General features: G+C 61.8%; 13 protein-coding genes. 2 read left to right on the forward strand and 11 right to left on the reverse strand.

The window, feature by feature from the left end:
• Positions 1-78: 78 nt before the first annotated feature.
• The 11 genes from B0G81_RS03280 to B0G81_RS03330 all read right to left on the reverse strand — a co-directional run bounded on the left by B0G81_RS03280 (position 79) and on the right by B0G81_RS03330 (position 12,119).
• On the reverse strand, positions 79-1,587 hold the full coding sequence (locus B0G81_RS03280) for a DHA2 family efflux MFS transporter permease subunit (RefSeq protein ID WP_134133508.1): 1,509 nt from the start codon (positions 1,585-1,587) through the stop codon (positions 79-81).
• A 186-nt stretch (positions 1,588-1,773) separates the two neighbouring features.
• Entirely contained in the window at positions 1,774-2,451 is a 678-nt protein-coding gene (locus tag B0G81_RS03285; RefSeq protein ID WP_134133509.1) for a glutathione S-transferase, read from the reverse strand.
• Between the two features lie 73 nt (positions 2,452-2,524).
• Positions 2,525-3,748 (reverse strand): dienelactone hydrolase family protein, encoded by a 1,224-nt coding sequence (locus B0G81_RS03290; RefSeq protein ID WP_134133510.1) that lies wholly within the window; start codon positions 3,746-3,748, stop codon positions 2,525-2,527.
• A gap of 29 nt (positions 3,749-3,777) precedes the next feature.
• On the reverse strand, positions 3,778-5,418 hold the full coding sequence (locus tag B0G81_RS03295) for an AMP-binding protein (RefSeq protein WP_134142980.1): 1,641 nt from the start codon (positions 5,416-5,418) through the stop codon (positions 3,778-3,780).
• 80 nt (positions 5,419-5,498) lie between these two features.
• A complete protein-coding gene (locus B0G81_RS03300; protein WP_134133511.1) occupies positions 5,499-5,894 on the reverse strand; it encodes a RidA family protein in 396 nt (131 codons plus the stop codon).
• Entirely contained in the window at positions 5,891-6,334 is a 444-nt protein-coding gene (locus B0G81_RS03305) for a thioesterase family protein (RefSeq protein WP_134133512.1), read from the reverse strand. Before B0G81_RS03305 ends, B0G81_RS03300 begins: the two co-directional genes overlap by 4 nt.
• Positions 6,331-7,539 carry an acyl-CoA dehydrogenase family protein gene (locus B0G81_RS03310; protein WP_134133513.1) on the reverse strand — a complete coding sequence of 403 codons (1,209 nt, stop codon included), beginning with the start codon at positions 7,537-7,539 and terminating at the stop codon, positions 6,331-6,333. Before B0G81_RS03310 ends, B0G81_RS03305 begins: the two co-directional genes overlap by 4 nt.
• Before the next feature lies 1 nt (position 7,540).
• Positions 7,541-8,392 carry an enoyl-CoA hydratase family protein gene (locus tag B0G81_RS03315; RefSeq protein ID WP_134133514.1) on the reverse strand — a complete coding sequence of 284 codons (852 nt, stop codon included), beginning with the start codon at positions 8,390-8,392 and terminating at the stop codon, positions 7,541-7,543.
• 27 nt (positions 8,393-8,419) lie between these two features.
• On the reverse strand, positions 8,420-8,980 hold the full coding sequence (locus tag B0G81_RS03320) for a MarR family transcriptional regulator (RefSeq protein WP_116122882.1): 561 nt from the start codon (positions 8,978-8,980) through the stop codon (positions 8,420-8,422).
• Positions 8,977-9,750 (reverse strand): SDR family NAD(P)-dependent oxidoreductase, encoded by a 774-nt coding sequence (locus B0G81_RS03325; protein WP_134133515.1) that lies wholly within the window; start codon positions 9,748-9,750, stop codon positions 8,977-8,979. Before B0G81_RS03325 ends, B0G81_RS03320 begins: the two co-directional genes overlap by 4 nt.
• The gene (locus B0G81_RS03330) at positions 9,747-12,119 is read right to left on the reverse strand and encodes a bifunctional salicylyl-CoA 5-hydroxylase/oxidoreductase (RefSeq protein WP_134133516.1); all 2,373 of its coding nucleotides are present in this window, start codon (positions 12,117-12,119) and stop codon (positions 9,747-9,749) included. Before B0G81_RS03330 ends, B0G81_RS03325 begins: the two co-directional genes overlap by 4 nt.
• 280 nt (positions 12,120-12,399) lie before the next feature.
• On the opposite strand from B0G81_RS03330, the gene B0G81_RS03335 reads away from it, so the two are divergent.
• Together B0G81_RS03335 and B0G81_RS03340 are read left to right on the forward strand one after the other, a co-directional pair.
• Positions 12,400-13,698, forward strand: a complete 1,299-nt coding sequence (locus B0G81_RS03335) for an MFS transporter (protein WP_134133517.1) — start codon at positions 12,400-12,402, stop codon at positions 13,696-13,698.
• Positions 13,699-13,743: 45 nt separating this feature from the next.
• A complete protein-coding gene (locus tag B0G81_RS03340) occupies positions 13,744-14,523 on the forward strand; it encodes a substrate-binding domain-containing protein (protein WP_134133518.1) in 780 nt (259 codons plus the stop codon).
• The last annotated feature ends 12 nt before the right edge of the window (positions 14,524-14,535 follow it).

Consider the following 14,535-nt stretch of genomic DNA (forward strand, 5'->3'; position numbering starts at 1 on the left):
TCATGTCAGCATGGAACCAGCATAGCGAGCGCCGATGCGGGGTGTTTGATCGGGATTGCGGTTTTGCGGAAACGCGTTTTAATAGTTTTCGGTCGCGGCTTTGTTGCCCGCGGCGGTGGAATGTTCGTCCGCTGCCGGCGCGTGGTGACCGTGAGCGTCTTCGTGAGCACCCGCACTACCCGCGTGCCCTGTCCGCAACAATAAGCCACCCAGAATCCCCGCCACCGCTGCAAAAATCGCCCCAGACAAAAACGCGACGTGATACCCGCTATTCAGCGCCGCCACGGCATTGCCAGACGACGCCTGCATCGCCTCACTCCGCGCCGCGGCAAGACTCGCCAACACCGCAAGCCCGAGCGCGCCACCCATCATGAACGACGTATTGACGATACCCGACGCGAGCCCCGAATCGCCAGGATCAACATCGCTCATAGCCGCGAGCAGCATCGGATTAAACGCAATTCCGGCGCCGAAGCCGAGCAGAATCATCCCCGGCATGACATCGAGCACAAAACTGCCGCCAACTGGCGCGCGGGCGAACAACGCAAGACCGCAAGCCGCGACCAGCAGACCCACGGCCAGCGGAACACGCAGCCCGAAGCGCATCACCACCCGCGCCGACAGCCCGAGCGAAAAGAACCCCATGATCAGATTAGCCGGCAGGAACGCAAGCCCGACCTGCAACGGTCGATAGCCGAGCACACGCTGCAAATACAGCGCGGAGATAAAGAACCACGCAAACATCGCAGCAGCCCACAACACGCCGACTACATTCGCCGTCGCCACATTGCGCAAGCGAAACAAACCGAGCGGCATCAACGGATGCTGCACACGCGACTCGATCACGAGAAACACAATGAGCAGAGCCACCGCGGCAAACAGCAAGCCGAGCGTCTGTGCCGAAGTCCAGCCCGCTTCATTGCCGTTCACAACAGCGTAGACAGCCAGCATCAGCGAAACGGTGACGGACACCGCGCCGGCCACATCGAGCCGCTCGCCGTGCGCATGACCGCGCGCGGACGGCAACAGCGCGACACAGAGCGCGTACACGGCGATACCAATGGGCAGATTGACGAGAAAGATCCAGTGCCAGCTCAGCAAATTGGTAAGCAATCCACCGAGCAACACGCCGATACTGCCGCCACCCGCACACACGAACCCATACACACCCATGGCTTTCGCGCGTTCGCCGGGTTCGGTGAACAGATTCATGATGAGCGACAGCGAGACCGCAGAAACGATGGCGCCCGCTACACCTTGAACCGCACGCGCGCACACCAGCAGTCCTTGCGAATTGGAAATCCCGCAAGCAAGCGACGCCAGCGTAAACAACGTAATGCCGATGAGAAACAGCTTGCGATGCCCATACAGGTCGCCTAGCCGCCCGCCTAGCAGCAGACAACCACCGAACGTCAGCATGTACGCATTCACCACCCACACGAGTGACGTCTCGGTAAACCCAAGATCCGCAGCGATGGACGGGAGCGCGACGTTCACGATCGTCGTATCGAGCACGATCATGAGCACGCCGAGGCACAGCACGATCAGTGCGAGCCAGCGCTTGTTGCCGTGGATGGAATGGGTCATGCGGGCGACTCCTTAGGCATGATCGATTGGATGCCGAACATGCCGCGGCTGACACAGATACCACGCCAGAAGACCCGGCGCAGTCCAGACCAGCCTTTTTGGCAAGTCGTTGACGACAATGCGATTTGCCAGTCTAGCACCCGTCATTTTCGGCCCACAACTACGAGTTCCAGGTCGGCGCGAACCTCAATCGCCGCCGAGCAATTCGTACTTGCCGCCGCGCTCCAGTGCGCGCTGATACGCCGGCCGCGCATGAATGCGCTTGAGGAAATCGACCACTGCCGGAATCTGGCCTTCCATGCCGCCGCGCGCCGTGCCGGCTTCGAGCGGGAAACTCATCTGCACGTCCGCCGCCGTGAAGTCGTTGCCGACGAACCAGCCGGTCTTGCTCAACTCCTGATCGATATAACCGAGGTGCAGCTTCAACTGCGGATCGATGAAACTCGATTGCAGCGTGCGGGCGATCTTGCGCGCGATCGGCTTCGCGAAAAACGGCATCGGCGCGCTGGCAATGCGCAGCGCCACAAGTTTTAGCAGCAGCGGCGGCATTGCCGAACCTTCCGCGTAATGCAGCCAGTACGTGTAGCGTAGCCGCTCCGGTGTGCCAGGCGCCGGCGCGAATCGTCCCTGCCCGTATTTGTCGATCAGATATTCGATGATGGCGCCCGATTCAGCGATCGTCTGGCCGTCGTCGGTAATCACCGGCGACTTGCCGAGCGGATGCACCGCGCGCAACTCGGGCGGCGCGAGCATCGTTTTGGGATCGCGCTGGTAGCGCTTGATCTCGTACGGAACGCCGAGTTCTTCGAGCAGCCACAGCACACGCTGCGAGCGGGAGTTGTTCAGATGATGGACGATCAGCATGGGTCGAGTGACGGTGGCGAGTTGAGTGTCACATCATAAGGATGTTGCGCAGAGGTGGGCCTCTAGTCGCACGTCACACGCGTGATTTACCGCCCATCAACTGATTCGACGGCAGCGTTTCGTCGAGCAGCTTGCGCGCGCTTTCGATGCCAGCCACCGGTAATCCCTCGGGATTCAGCAATCCCACCTGCACCAGCACGGAAGCCTGATCCCAATAGATGTGCTCGTTATAGAGCTTGTCGCCTCGGAAACAAACGACAGCGAGCATGGGCACCTCGAAATACTTACCGGTCGGCGCAACGCCGGGCAGCAACCAGTCGATTTCGCAGCTATGCGTGCAGCTAAAAATGAATTCATCCACGATGCGATCCGCGCCGATGGTGCGTGAAATCGGAATCAGCTTCGTATCGACGGGATTCGAGTTGACGAAGTGATGCGTATAGAAACGCTTCAGATTGTCGTGACCCACGCCGCCGGTCATGGTCGGAACGTGATTGACGTAGGGTTGCGCGACCATGGTCGGCATGACGGCGTCCACGTCGCGCGTGGCGAACTCGTAATAGCAATGCGCTTCCCACAGCGCGTTGAGATCGTAGATCGGGCCGAGCACCTTGCGCAGCAGCGCGAGCGTGCGCGAATACGCCATCATCGCGGCGGGTTTGTCGTATTGCGGGCGCGACGACGCGGCGAACGCGTGATCGCAACCCGGGTACACGTATTGCTCGATTTGCGGCCGTGTGCGCAATGCAGTGCTGATTCGTTCGCGGGTTTCCGCCGGACAGTGCGAGTCGTTTTCAGGGAAGTGAAACACCATTGGGCAGCGAATGGCCGGCACTTCATCCAGATGCGCTTCGAGGCCGACGCCGTAGTAGCTGACCGCGCAATCGACATCGGTGCGCGCTGCACTCAGGAACGCGAGCTTGCCGCCGAGGCAGTAGCCCACCGCACCGACTTTGCCGGCCTGTTCAGGCATGGCGCGCAATGCGGCGACGGTGGCGGCGATATCGTCGATGGCCAGATCCGTGTCGAATCGGCCGAGATAGTCGAGCGCCTGTTTCATGTCGGCTTCGCCATAACCAAGCACGATGCCCGGTTTGATCCGCCAGAACAGATCGGGCACCAGCACCACATAACCTTCTTCAGCGAAGCGGTCGGCCATCGCCTTCATGGTGTCGTTGATGCCGAAAATTTCCTGCAGGAGCACGAGTCCCGGGCCCGACCCTTGCGCGGGGCGCGCGACGTAGGCATTGAAACGGCCGCCATCCTGGGCGGCGACTTCGATGAAAGAGGCGGCCATGCGGTGTGTCTCCATGCAGGTAATTTGAGCTATGCCATGGTACGCAACTCGAAACGTTTGAGCTTGCCGGTTTCGGTGCGCGGCAATGAATCGACAAAAACAATAACGCGTGGATATTTATACGGCGCCACGCTATTTTTCACGAATTCCTGCAGTTGCGCGACCAGTTTGTCGTCGCGCTCGTAACCGGGATTCACCACGACGAATGCCTTGACGATCTGCCCGCGGGTTTCGTCCGGCACGCCGATCACGCCGCATTCGGATACCGCGTCGTGTTGCAACAGGACACTTTCCACTTCGGGCCCGGAGATGTTGTAGCCGGCGGAGACGATCATATCGTCCGCGCGCGCCTGGTAGAACACGTAACCGTCTTCGTCGAGATAGACGGAATCGCCCGTCAAGTTCCAGCCTTCGCGCACGAACTTCTTCTGCCGCTCGTCGGCGAGATAGCGGCAGCCGGTCGGGCCGCGCACCGCCAGTTTGCCGATCGTGCCCGGCGCGACCGGCTGCATGTCGTCGTCCACCGCCTGCACGGCGTAACCCGGCACCGCGCGGCCGATGGCGTTCGGGCGAATCTCGTCGCCCTGAGCCGAAATGAAAATGTGGATCAACTCGGTGCCACCAATACCGTCGATCATGTCGATGCCGGTCGCGTCGCGCCACAAACGCCGCGTCGAATCCGGCAACGCCTCACCCGCAGACACGGTTTTCTTCAACGAGGAGACATCGTGGCGCGCAACCAGCGGCGCCATTTGCCGATAGAACGTCGGCGCAGTGAACATGACGGTCGCATGAAAACGTTCGACGGTCTGCAGCAAAGTCTCGGGCGTGAGCTTCTCGATCAGCACTGTGGACGCGCCCACTCGCAACGGAAAACACAGTAAGCCGCCAAGTCCGAACGTAAACGCGAGTGGCGGCGTGCCGCAAAAGATATCGTTCGACGTGGGCTTGAGCACGTGGCGCGGAAACAGATCGCACATTGCCACGACATCGCGATGAAAGTGCATGCAGCCTTTCGGCGCGCCGGTCGTGCCGCTGGTGAAGGCGATCAGGCAGACGTCGTCGGCGGCGGTGTCGCACGCGGTGAAGTGGTCGGGCTTGTTGATCGCGAGCGTGTCGAGGGAATCAGCGGCGTCATCGTGAAAGAGGCGCGTTTGCTTCAGGCCCGCGCAGTAGAACTCGTCTTCTGGATCGCTGCAACGCGCGAGTTCGGCGGTCAGGCGCGCGTCGCACAACGCCGCGCCGACGTGCGCTTTCTCGATGATCCGCTTCAACTCCTTGGCGCGCAGAAGCGGCATGGTCGGCACCACGACGAGCCCAACCTTCAGCGCGGCGAGTGCGGTCACGGCCATATGCAGCGTGTTCGGGCCGCGCAGTAAAACGCGGTTGCCGGGCTGCAGTCCCATTTCGTCGACCAGCACGTGCGCGCTGCGATTCACGAGCGCCAGCAGTTCGCCGTAAGTCGTGGCGCGCGGTGTCCCGTCGACATCGGACCAGATTGCCGGATCATCGCGGTGGCCTGCATCGACGGTTCTGTCGAGCAACTCCGTGGCGCAGTTCAAGCGCGCCGGGTACGCAACGTCCGGGTTGTCGAGCAGAAAGACGGGCCATTGATCCTGCGGCGGAAGATTGTCGCGCGCGAAGGTATCGACGTGTGCTGACGGTTCCATCATGGTCTCCCGGGCGTTGAGCCGGCTAAATGCGCTTCGGTTGGCTTGGTGGTTTTCTTTTCGTGTGCTTTGTTGCTCGGTTACTGAGGGACCACGGCGGTGCCTTCGATCTCAACTTTCGCTTCATCTTCGATAAGCGCGACCACTTGAACCGCGCTCATCGCAATGTCGTAGTCGCCGATCAACTCGCGAAACGCGCGGCCGACATCTTTCAACGAAGCGAGATATTCGCGTTTGTCGGTGACGTACCATGTCAATCGCACCAGATGCTCAGGCTTGCCGCCCGCTTCGTGCAACACGGCAAGCACATTCTTGAGCGCCTGGATGGCTTGCGCGGCGAAGTCGGTGGTCTGGAAACGAGCCTGTTCGTCCCAGCCGATCTGACCGGCAATGAACACCTGCGTGCCGGTTGCCGCGACGCCGTTAGCGTAACCACGCGGCTTGACCCAGCCGGCGGGGAGAAGAGCTTTTTTCATGAGCGATGCGCCTCAGTGGAGTCGGGCTGTGGGGCGAACGTCGCGAGGGCGCTCGCGATGTCGGCGGGAATGTCGATGGATGTGCCGCGCTCGAGCGACGTCGTGACGAGCACCTGTTTCGCGCGGAAACGCGTTTCGCCGTTGCAATGGCCGACAATATCGACGCTGATCGAACGCCGCCCGATCGCTGTAACGTTAAGGGTCAGCCTGATGGTTTCGCCCATCCGGCTCGGCCGTGAAAAGTCGCAATCGAGTTTGACGATCGGCAGACCGAGGCGGCGCTGCGAGATCATGTGCGCGTAGTCGATATGCAGGCCTTCGTTGAACCAGTCTTCGACCAGCGCGTTGGTCATCACCAGATATTGCGGGAAGAACACGATGCCCGCCGGATCGCAGTGTGAGAAACGGATGCGCACGGGCCGTTCGAAAGACGCGCTCATTTGGCATTGTCTCCGGCAGTCGCGACAGCGTGCGCTTTCAACAGATCGCGTCCGATAATCAGTTGCTGCACTTCGGTCGCGCCTTCGTAAATGCGCAGCGCGCGAATCTCGCGATACAGCATCTCGACGGCCGTGCCGCTTTGCACGCCCATGCCGCCGTAGAGTTGCACGGCAGCGTCGATCACCTGTTGCGCGCCTTCGCTTGCGTGCCACTTTGCCATCGCGGCTTCGCGCGTGACGCTTTCGCCTTGATCGCGCAGCCACGCGGCGCGGTAGACCAGCAACGCGCTGCTGTCGATGGTCAACGCCATCTGCGCGAGTTTGGCTTGCGTCAGTTGAAAATCGCCGAGCGTCTGGCCGAACATCTTGCGCGACGCGGCGCGCGAGATACCTTCGGCCATCGCATGACGCGCGAAGCCAAGCGATGCCGCCGCCACGGATGTGCGGAAAATATCCAGCGTGCGCATGGCGAGCTTGAAACCTTCTCCGGGCACGCCGAGCATCTGGCTGCGCGGCACGCGCGCGCCGGCAAAGTGCAAACGTGCGAGCGGATGTGGCGCGATCACGTCGATGCGTTCTGCGATCTCGAGTCCCGGCGTATCCGCATCGACAATGAATGCGCTGATGCCGCGCGCGCCCGGCGCTTCACCGGTTCTCGCGAACACCACGTAGAAATCGGCGATGCCGCCGTTGGAGATCCACGTCTTGTCGCCGTCGAGCACGTAGGCGTCGCCGTCTTCGCGGGCGGAGAGCGCCATGGCGGCGACATCGGAGCCGGCTTCGGGTTCGGACAGCGCGAACGCTGCGAGCGCCGTGCCATTGGCGACGCGAGGCAGATAGCGGGTCTTTTGTTCGTGCGTGCCGCCGAGCGAGATCGCGCCCGAACCGAGTCCTTGCATGGCCAAAGCGAAGTCCGCGAGGCCCGAGTGTTTGGCCAGCGTTTCGCGAAGCAGGCAAACGGCGCGCGTGTCGATCGTGTCGCCGTGGCCGCCGTACGCGACGCCGCCCACGCCATATTTCAGCCAGCCCGCCGCGCCGAGCTCACGCACCAGGTGACGACAGGTTGCATCGACATCCCTGTGGTCTTCGTGCTTCAGCTTCTCGCGGCACCATGCTTCGATACCTGCAGCCAGCTCGCGATGACGCGGCTCGAAGAACGGCCACGCTAGCGCGCTATGCAGATCCAGTTCGGTGTTGGCGCTCAACTCAATCTCCTTCGAACACCGGACGCGATTTCGCGGCAAACGCACTGTAAGCGCGCTCAAAATCACGAGTGCTCATGCAGATAGCCTGGGCTTGCGCTTCCGATTCGATCGCTTCGTCGATACTCATGCTCCATTCCTGATGCAGCATCTTCTTGGTGATGCCGTGCGCGAAAGTCGGGCCGGCGACGAGATCGGAGGCGAGCTTGTGCGCTTCTTCAAGTAGCGCGGCGGGTTCGCACAGCCGGTTGTAGAAGCCCCATGCGTGGCCTTCTTCGCCGCTTGCCGAGCGCCCCGTGAAGAGCAGTTCGGCGGCGCGTCCCTGGCCGATAATGCGCGGCAGAATCGCGCAGGCGCCCATATCGCAACCGGCGAGACCCACGCGCGAGAACAGGAAAGCGAGCTTGCTGCGCGCGGTGCCGAGCCGCATGTCGGACGACATGGCGAGAATCGCGCCGGCGCCGGCGCAGACGCCGTCGACCGCGGCAATTACCGGCTGCGGGCAATGGCGCATGGCTTTCACCAGATCGCCGGTCATGCGCGTGAAGAGCAGCAGTTCAGGCATCGGCAGATCGATCAGCGGCGCGATGATGTCGTGCACGTCGCCGCCGGAGCAGAAGTTGTCGCCCGCGCCGTGAATCACGACAGCTTTGACGTCGCTCGCATACGTCAATTGCCGGAACAGATCGCGCAACTCCGCGTACGACTCGAAAGTCAGCGGGTTCTTGCGCTCGGGGCGATTCAGCGTGATTGTCGCGACCTTGTCGGCGACCTGCCAGCCGAAGTGCCGCGCTTCGTAGCCGGCTAGCGTGAGGCGATTGCCGGCCAGCAGGGCGTCGGCGTTGGATCGTGTCATGAGTCTCTCTCCGCGGTTCGATGCCGATCAGTCTTTCAGACTGTCGAGCAGATGTTGCTTGAGTTTGCCCAGGCGCTGATGAGTGCGCGATTTTTCATCGAGGCTCAAACCGCCGAACAGTTCGACTACCCATTGCTCGTGTGCGATCGCCATCTTGTCGAACGCTTTGCGTCCGGCGGGCGTCAGGCACACGCTGATCGAGCGTCGATCGTTCGGATCGTTGTCGCGCGACACCAGGCCTTCTTTTTCGAGCTGATCCGTAATGCCGGTGATGTTGCCGCCCGTCACCATCAAACGACGCGACAACTCGGTCATCTTCAGGCCTTCGGGATGCCGTTCCAATTGGGCCATCAGATCGAAACGCGGCAACGTGGTGTCGAATTCGTTACGAAGACGCTTGCGCAGTTCGGCTTGCACGAGATTGGTCGTGGTCAGCATGCGCAGCCACAGACGCAGGCCCATGTGGCTATCCGCGCCCGTGCTCATTTCGAGGTCCACGACGTTCTCCGCGGGTTTCGGGACGCCTTTGCGCGGCGGTTTTGTTTCAGCCGCCGCCGCGGGCTTTTTGATGTTGGATGACTTGGTCACATCACTTCTCCACCGGAGACGGAAATGGATTGCCCCGTGACGGCGTCCGAGCCGGGTTGGCAAAGCCAGAGGACGGCGTTAGCAACCTGTTCTGGACTCACAAAGCGATGTTGTGGATTCGAGCGAAGCAAGGTTTCGCGCGCCTGCTGTTCGGTTCGCGAGGTTTTGCTGGTGATCTGTTCAAGGGATGCGTGCAGCAGTTCCGTTTCCGTGTAGCCGGGGCACACGGCGTTGACGGTGACGCCTTTCGTCGCGACTTCCAACGCGAGTGAGCGCGTGAGACCGATCACGCCATGTTTCGCGGCGCAATAGGCGGCGACGTATGCGTAGCCGATTTGTCCCGCCGTGCTGGCGACATTGATGATGCGTCCGTGACCACGTTTGAGCATGCCTGGCAACACAGCGCGCGTGCCGAGAAAGACGCCGGTGAGGTTCACGTCGAGCATGCGCTGCCAGAGCGCCGTGTCGGTGTGCGTGAACGGCGCGGCTTGCGCCTGGCCCGCGTTGTTGATGAGGATGTCGACTTCGCCGGCTTCACCAAAAGCGCTTGCGACGGAGTCTTCCTGAGTGACGTCGACGCTAATGCAAGCGACGTCGCCCAGTGCCCGGCATTTTTCGCGCTGCACCTCGAGACGTTCCGCGTTGCGGCCCATCAACGTGACGCGCGCGCCGGTGCGTAGCAGCGCTTCCGCGACGGCGGCGCCGATGCCGCTGCCGCCGCCCGTCACGACCGCGTGCTGTCCCGCGAGTGTGGAATTGAGTGTGTTCACACGGTTCCTTCGGCGCGTTGCGCGCGTTCTTGCGGCGACAACCCCGCGTTCGCAGCGGCTTGAGCGCGCTCGCGTTCGAGGTTGCGTTCGAGTTGAGACTTCGCCGCGGTGTAGGGCTTCGGCCACATCACGTCGAAATAGCCGATCTTGGCCGCTTCGTTCAACGTCCACGAAGGATTCGCCAGATGCGGGCGCGCAATCGCGCACAGATCCGCGCGGCCTGCCGCGATGATGCTATTCACGTGGTCCGCTTCGGAGATCGCGCCGACCGCGATCGTCGCGATACCCGCTTCGTTGCGCACGCGGTCGGCGAACGGCGTCTGGAACATGCGGCCGAAAACCGGCTTTTCTTCCTTGCTGACCTGGCCCGACGAGACGTCGATCATGTCGGCGCCCGCCGCCTTGAAAGCTTCAGCGATCTTGACTGCGTCGTCGGGCGTCGTGCCGCCTTCGACCCAATCGTTCGCGGAGATGCGCACGGAGATCGGCTTGTCTTGCGGCCAGACCGCGCGGATCGCCTTGAAAACCTGCAACGGATAGCGCAGACGATTTTCCAGCGAGCCGCCGTAGTCGTCACTGCGATGATTGGTGAGCGGCGACAGAAAGCTCGACAGGAAATAGCCGTGCGCGCAATGCAATTCGAGCCAGTCGAACCCTGCATCGGCCGACATTTGCGTGGCGCGGACGAACTGCGATTCGATTTCGCGCAGCTCGTCTTGTGTGGCTTCGCGCGAATGCTGGCTGACGCCGCGCAGATATTGTTGCGGCGATGCCGAGATGAGCGGCCAGTTGCCTTCCGTGAGGGGTTGATCGATGCCTTCCCACGAGACACGTGTCGAGCCTTTCGCGCCCGAATGGCCGAGCTGGATTCCGATCTTCGCGTCCGATTGACGATGCACCAGGTCGACGATGCGCTTCCATGCGGTGAGATGCTCCGGCGCATACATGCCGGGACACGCGGGCGTGATGCGCGCTTCGGGCGAGACGCAGGTCATTTCCGTCATGACCAGCCCAGCGCCGCCCATCGCGCGAGCGCCGAGATGCATCAGGTGATAGTCGCCCGCAATGCCGTTAACGGCGGAGTATTGCGCCATCGGCGAAACGACTACGCGGTTTTTCAGCGTCACGCCGCGCAACGTGAAGGGCGTGAACATGGGCGGGACGGAGTGCTTCTCGGGCGCGCGATTCACGCCGGAGCGCTCGGCGAGCCAGTCTTCGAAGCCTGATAGATACTGAGCATCGCGTTCACGCAGATTTTCATGCGAGATGCGCTGTGAGCGCGTGAGCAGCGAATACGCGAACTGTTCCGGCTCGAACGACGTATAGCGGTCCACATGCTCGAACCATTCCGTCGAATTGCGCGCCGCGTTCTGAATACGCAATACGTCGATGCTGCGCACCTCGGTGTAATGCTTCAGCGCGGCGCCCAGATCACCCGGACGCGCGCCCATGCTGTTGGCGAGTTCGATCGAGTCTTCGAGCGCGAGCTTGGTGCCCGAGCCGATCGAGAAGTGAGCGGTATGCGCGGCGTCGCCCATGAGGACGATCGGCGTTTGCGTGCCGTCAGCGTTGCTGCGCCAGTGCACCCATTCGTCGTTGACGACACGCGGGAAGCGAATCCACTGCGACGAGCCGCGCAAATGCGCCGCGTTCGATAGCAGCGCATTGCCGTCCAGATACTTCGCGAACAGCTTTTCGCAAAAGGCGATGCTGTCCTCTTTGCTCATTTCGTCGAGGCCGGCGGCGCGCCACACGCGCTCCGGCGTTTCGACGATAAACGTGGAGGTCTGATCGTCGAAGCGATAAGCGTGCGCCTGGAACCAGCCGAATTCGGTTTCTTCGAAGGCGAACGTGAAGGCGTCAAAGAGTTTTTTGGTGCCGAGCCAGACGAAGCGGCAGTCGCGCATGTCGATGGCGGGCCGATAGGTGGCCGCGTACTTTTGACGGACTGCGCTATTCGCACCGTCGCAGGCGATGATCAGATCGGCTTCGTAGACGCTGTCGTCCGTGACTTGGGTTTCGAAAACCAGCTTGACGCCGAGTTCTTCGCAGCGCGCCTGCAGGATATTCAGCAGACGTTTGCGGCCGATCCCGCAAAAACCGTGACCCGACGACCGGATTTGCCGGCCGCGGAAATTGATCTCGATGTCGTCCCAGTGATTGAAGGCGTCGAGGATGGCATCGGCACTGGGGGCGTCGGCGGCGCGCAGATTGCCGAGCGTCTGGTCGGAGAATACGACGCCCCAGCCGAAGGTGTCGTACGGACGGTTGCGCTCGACGACCGTGACATCGTAGGCCGGGTTCCGGCTTTTCATCAAAAGGCCGAAGTACAGACCGGCTGGGCCGCCACCAATGCAAACGATGCGCATGCTTGTTCCCCATGTGTGAACGCTGCTGACGGAGGTAATTTAGGCTTAGATAGTTTAGATGTCAACTAAATATGGGTGGGGAGGTGGCGGGGCGCTGCGGTGAGCCGAACGCCCGCATCCCAACGCCGCTTCGTAGCTTGAGCCTTTGGCCGACACTGATAACCAACGGACATTAATCGTTCCAAAAATAGCACTTATCGTTTCTCTTGGTTCGGGCGAATATTCGCCAAACAACAAAGCGCCCGAACACCGCAAGTTAAAAATCTCTGGAGACACCTCGATGCATCCCTCCTCACCCCCGCTGGCCTCCGGGCAATCGAAGGCTTCCGTCGTGCTGCGCGTGACGGCAGGCAACTTCCTGGAGCAGTTCGACTTCTTCCTGTTCGGCTTCTATGCCACGCAGATCGCCGCGGTCTTTTTCCCGGCGGGGAGCGAGTTCGCCTCACTGATGATGACGTTCGCAGTGTTCGGCGCAGGCTTCCTGATGCGGCCGCTCGGCGCGATCATCCTCGGCGCGTATATCGACGATGTCGGCCGCCGCAAGGGCCTGATTGTCACGCTGTCGATCATGGCGAGCGGCACCATCCTGATCGCGTTCGTGCCCGGCTATGCGACGATCGGACTGTTCGCTCCGGCCCTGGTTCTCATTGGCCGTCTGCTGCAGGGCTTTTCCGCGGGTGCGGAACTGGGCGGGGTATCGGTCTATCTCGCAGAGATGGCGACGCCGGGCCACAAGGGTTTCTTCACGAGTTGGCAGTCGGCGAGCCAGCAAGTGGCGATCGTCGTCGCTGCCGCGCTCGGCTTCGCGCTCAATCATTGGCTGGACACGGCGGCGATCGCCGCGTGGGGATGGCGCGTGCCGTTCTTCGTCGGCTGCATGATCGTGCCTTTTATCTTCATCTTGCGGCGCAATCTTGAGGAAACGCAAGAATTCAAACAGCGCCAGCATCGCCCGACCATGAAAGCAGTCTTTACGACGCTCGTGCAGAACTGGAATGTCGTGATCGCGGGCGTGCTGCTGGTCGCCATGACCACGACGAGCTTTTATCTGATCACGGTGTATGCACCGACCTTTGGCAAGACCGTCCTGCATCTGAGCACCGCCGATAGTCTGCTCGTCACGCTGTGCGTGGGCATCTCGAACTTCATCTGGCTACCGATCGGCGGCGCGCTGTCGGATCGGATTGGACGCCGTCCGCTCCTTCTCGGAATGACGGGCCTGGCGATTGCAACCGCCTACCCCGCGCTATCGCTGCTGGCTCATGCGCCGAGCTTCGTCAACATGCTGCTTGTGCTGCTCTGGCTCTCGTTCATGTACGGCATGTATAACGGCGCGATGGTCGTCGCGCTCACCGAAGTGATGCCGGTCGAAGTGCGTGTTGCCGGATTCTCTTTGGCCTACAGCCTCGCGACGGCGGTATTCGGCGGTTTCACGCCCGTTATCTCGACCGCGCTCATTCACATGACCGGCGATAAAGCCGCGCCGGGCTACTGGATGAGCTTTGCCGCGGTATGCGGGCTCGGTGCCACGCTCGCACTGTATCGGCGCCGTCGTGCTCCGCTGCATGCGGCTTCCTGAAACATCGCTTCGCTCCTCGAACTTCATCCTGACGTTCATTCAACCATGAAATCCATCCTTCTGAAACTCTGCGCCACAGCGCTCCTCGGCGCCGCCGCAGCAGCGAACGTGCAGGCCGCCGAACTGCATGTGATTAGCTCCGGCGGCTTCACCGCCGCCTACAAGCTGCTCGGTCCGAAGTTCGCGGCGTCCACGGGCAACACGCTCGATACCGCGCTCGGACCGTCGATGGGCAAGTCGCCGGAGGCCATTCCGAACCGGCTTCAGCGCGGCGAGCCCGCCGACGTGGTGATCATGGTCGGCTATGCACTCGACGACCTCATCAAGCAGGGCAAGGTGATCCCCGATTCACGCGTCGAGCTCGCGGATTCTCGCATCGGGATGGTCGTGCGCGATGGCGCGCCGAAACCCGACATCGGGTCAGAGGCGGCGCTCAAGGAAACCTTGCTGCATACCCGGTCGATCGCTTACTCGGATAGCGCGAGCGGTGTCTATATTGAGCGCGAGTTGTTCAAACGGCTCGGCATCGAGGAACAGGTGAAGAGCAAGGCGAAGATGATCCCGAAGATTCCAGTGGCGTCGGTGGTTGCAACCGGCGACTACGAAGTGGGATTTCAGCAGGTGAGCGAGTTGCTCCCGGTGAAGGGCGCGGCTTACGTCGGCAAGATTCCGGAGTCGATGCAGTCCGTCACGCGCTATGCGGCCGGCATCCCGGTCGGCGCGCAGCATCCGAAGGAAGCGAAAGCGCTGCTCGACTATCTCGCGTCGCCCGCCGTGCAGCCGGTGGTGACATCGACCGGGCTCGATTCCGTCGCCGCGCACTGACGACGGCGACGA

This window comes from Paraburkholderia sp. BL6665CI2N2, from assembly GCF_004366535.1.
Lineage (GTDB): Bacteria > Pseudomonadota > Gammaproteobacteria > Burkholderiales > Burkholderiaceae > Paraburkholderia.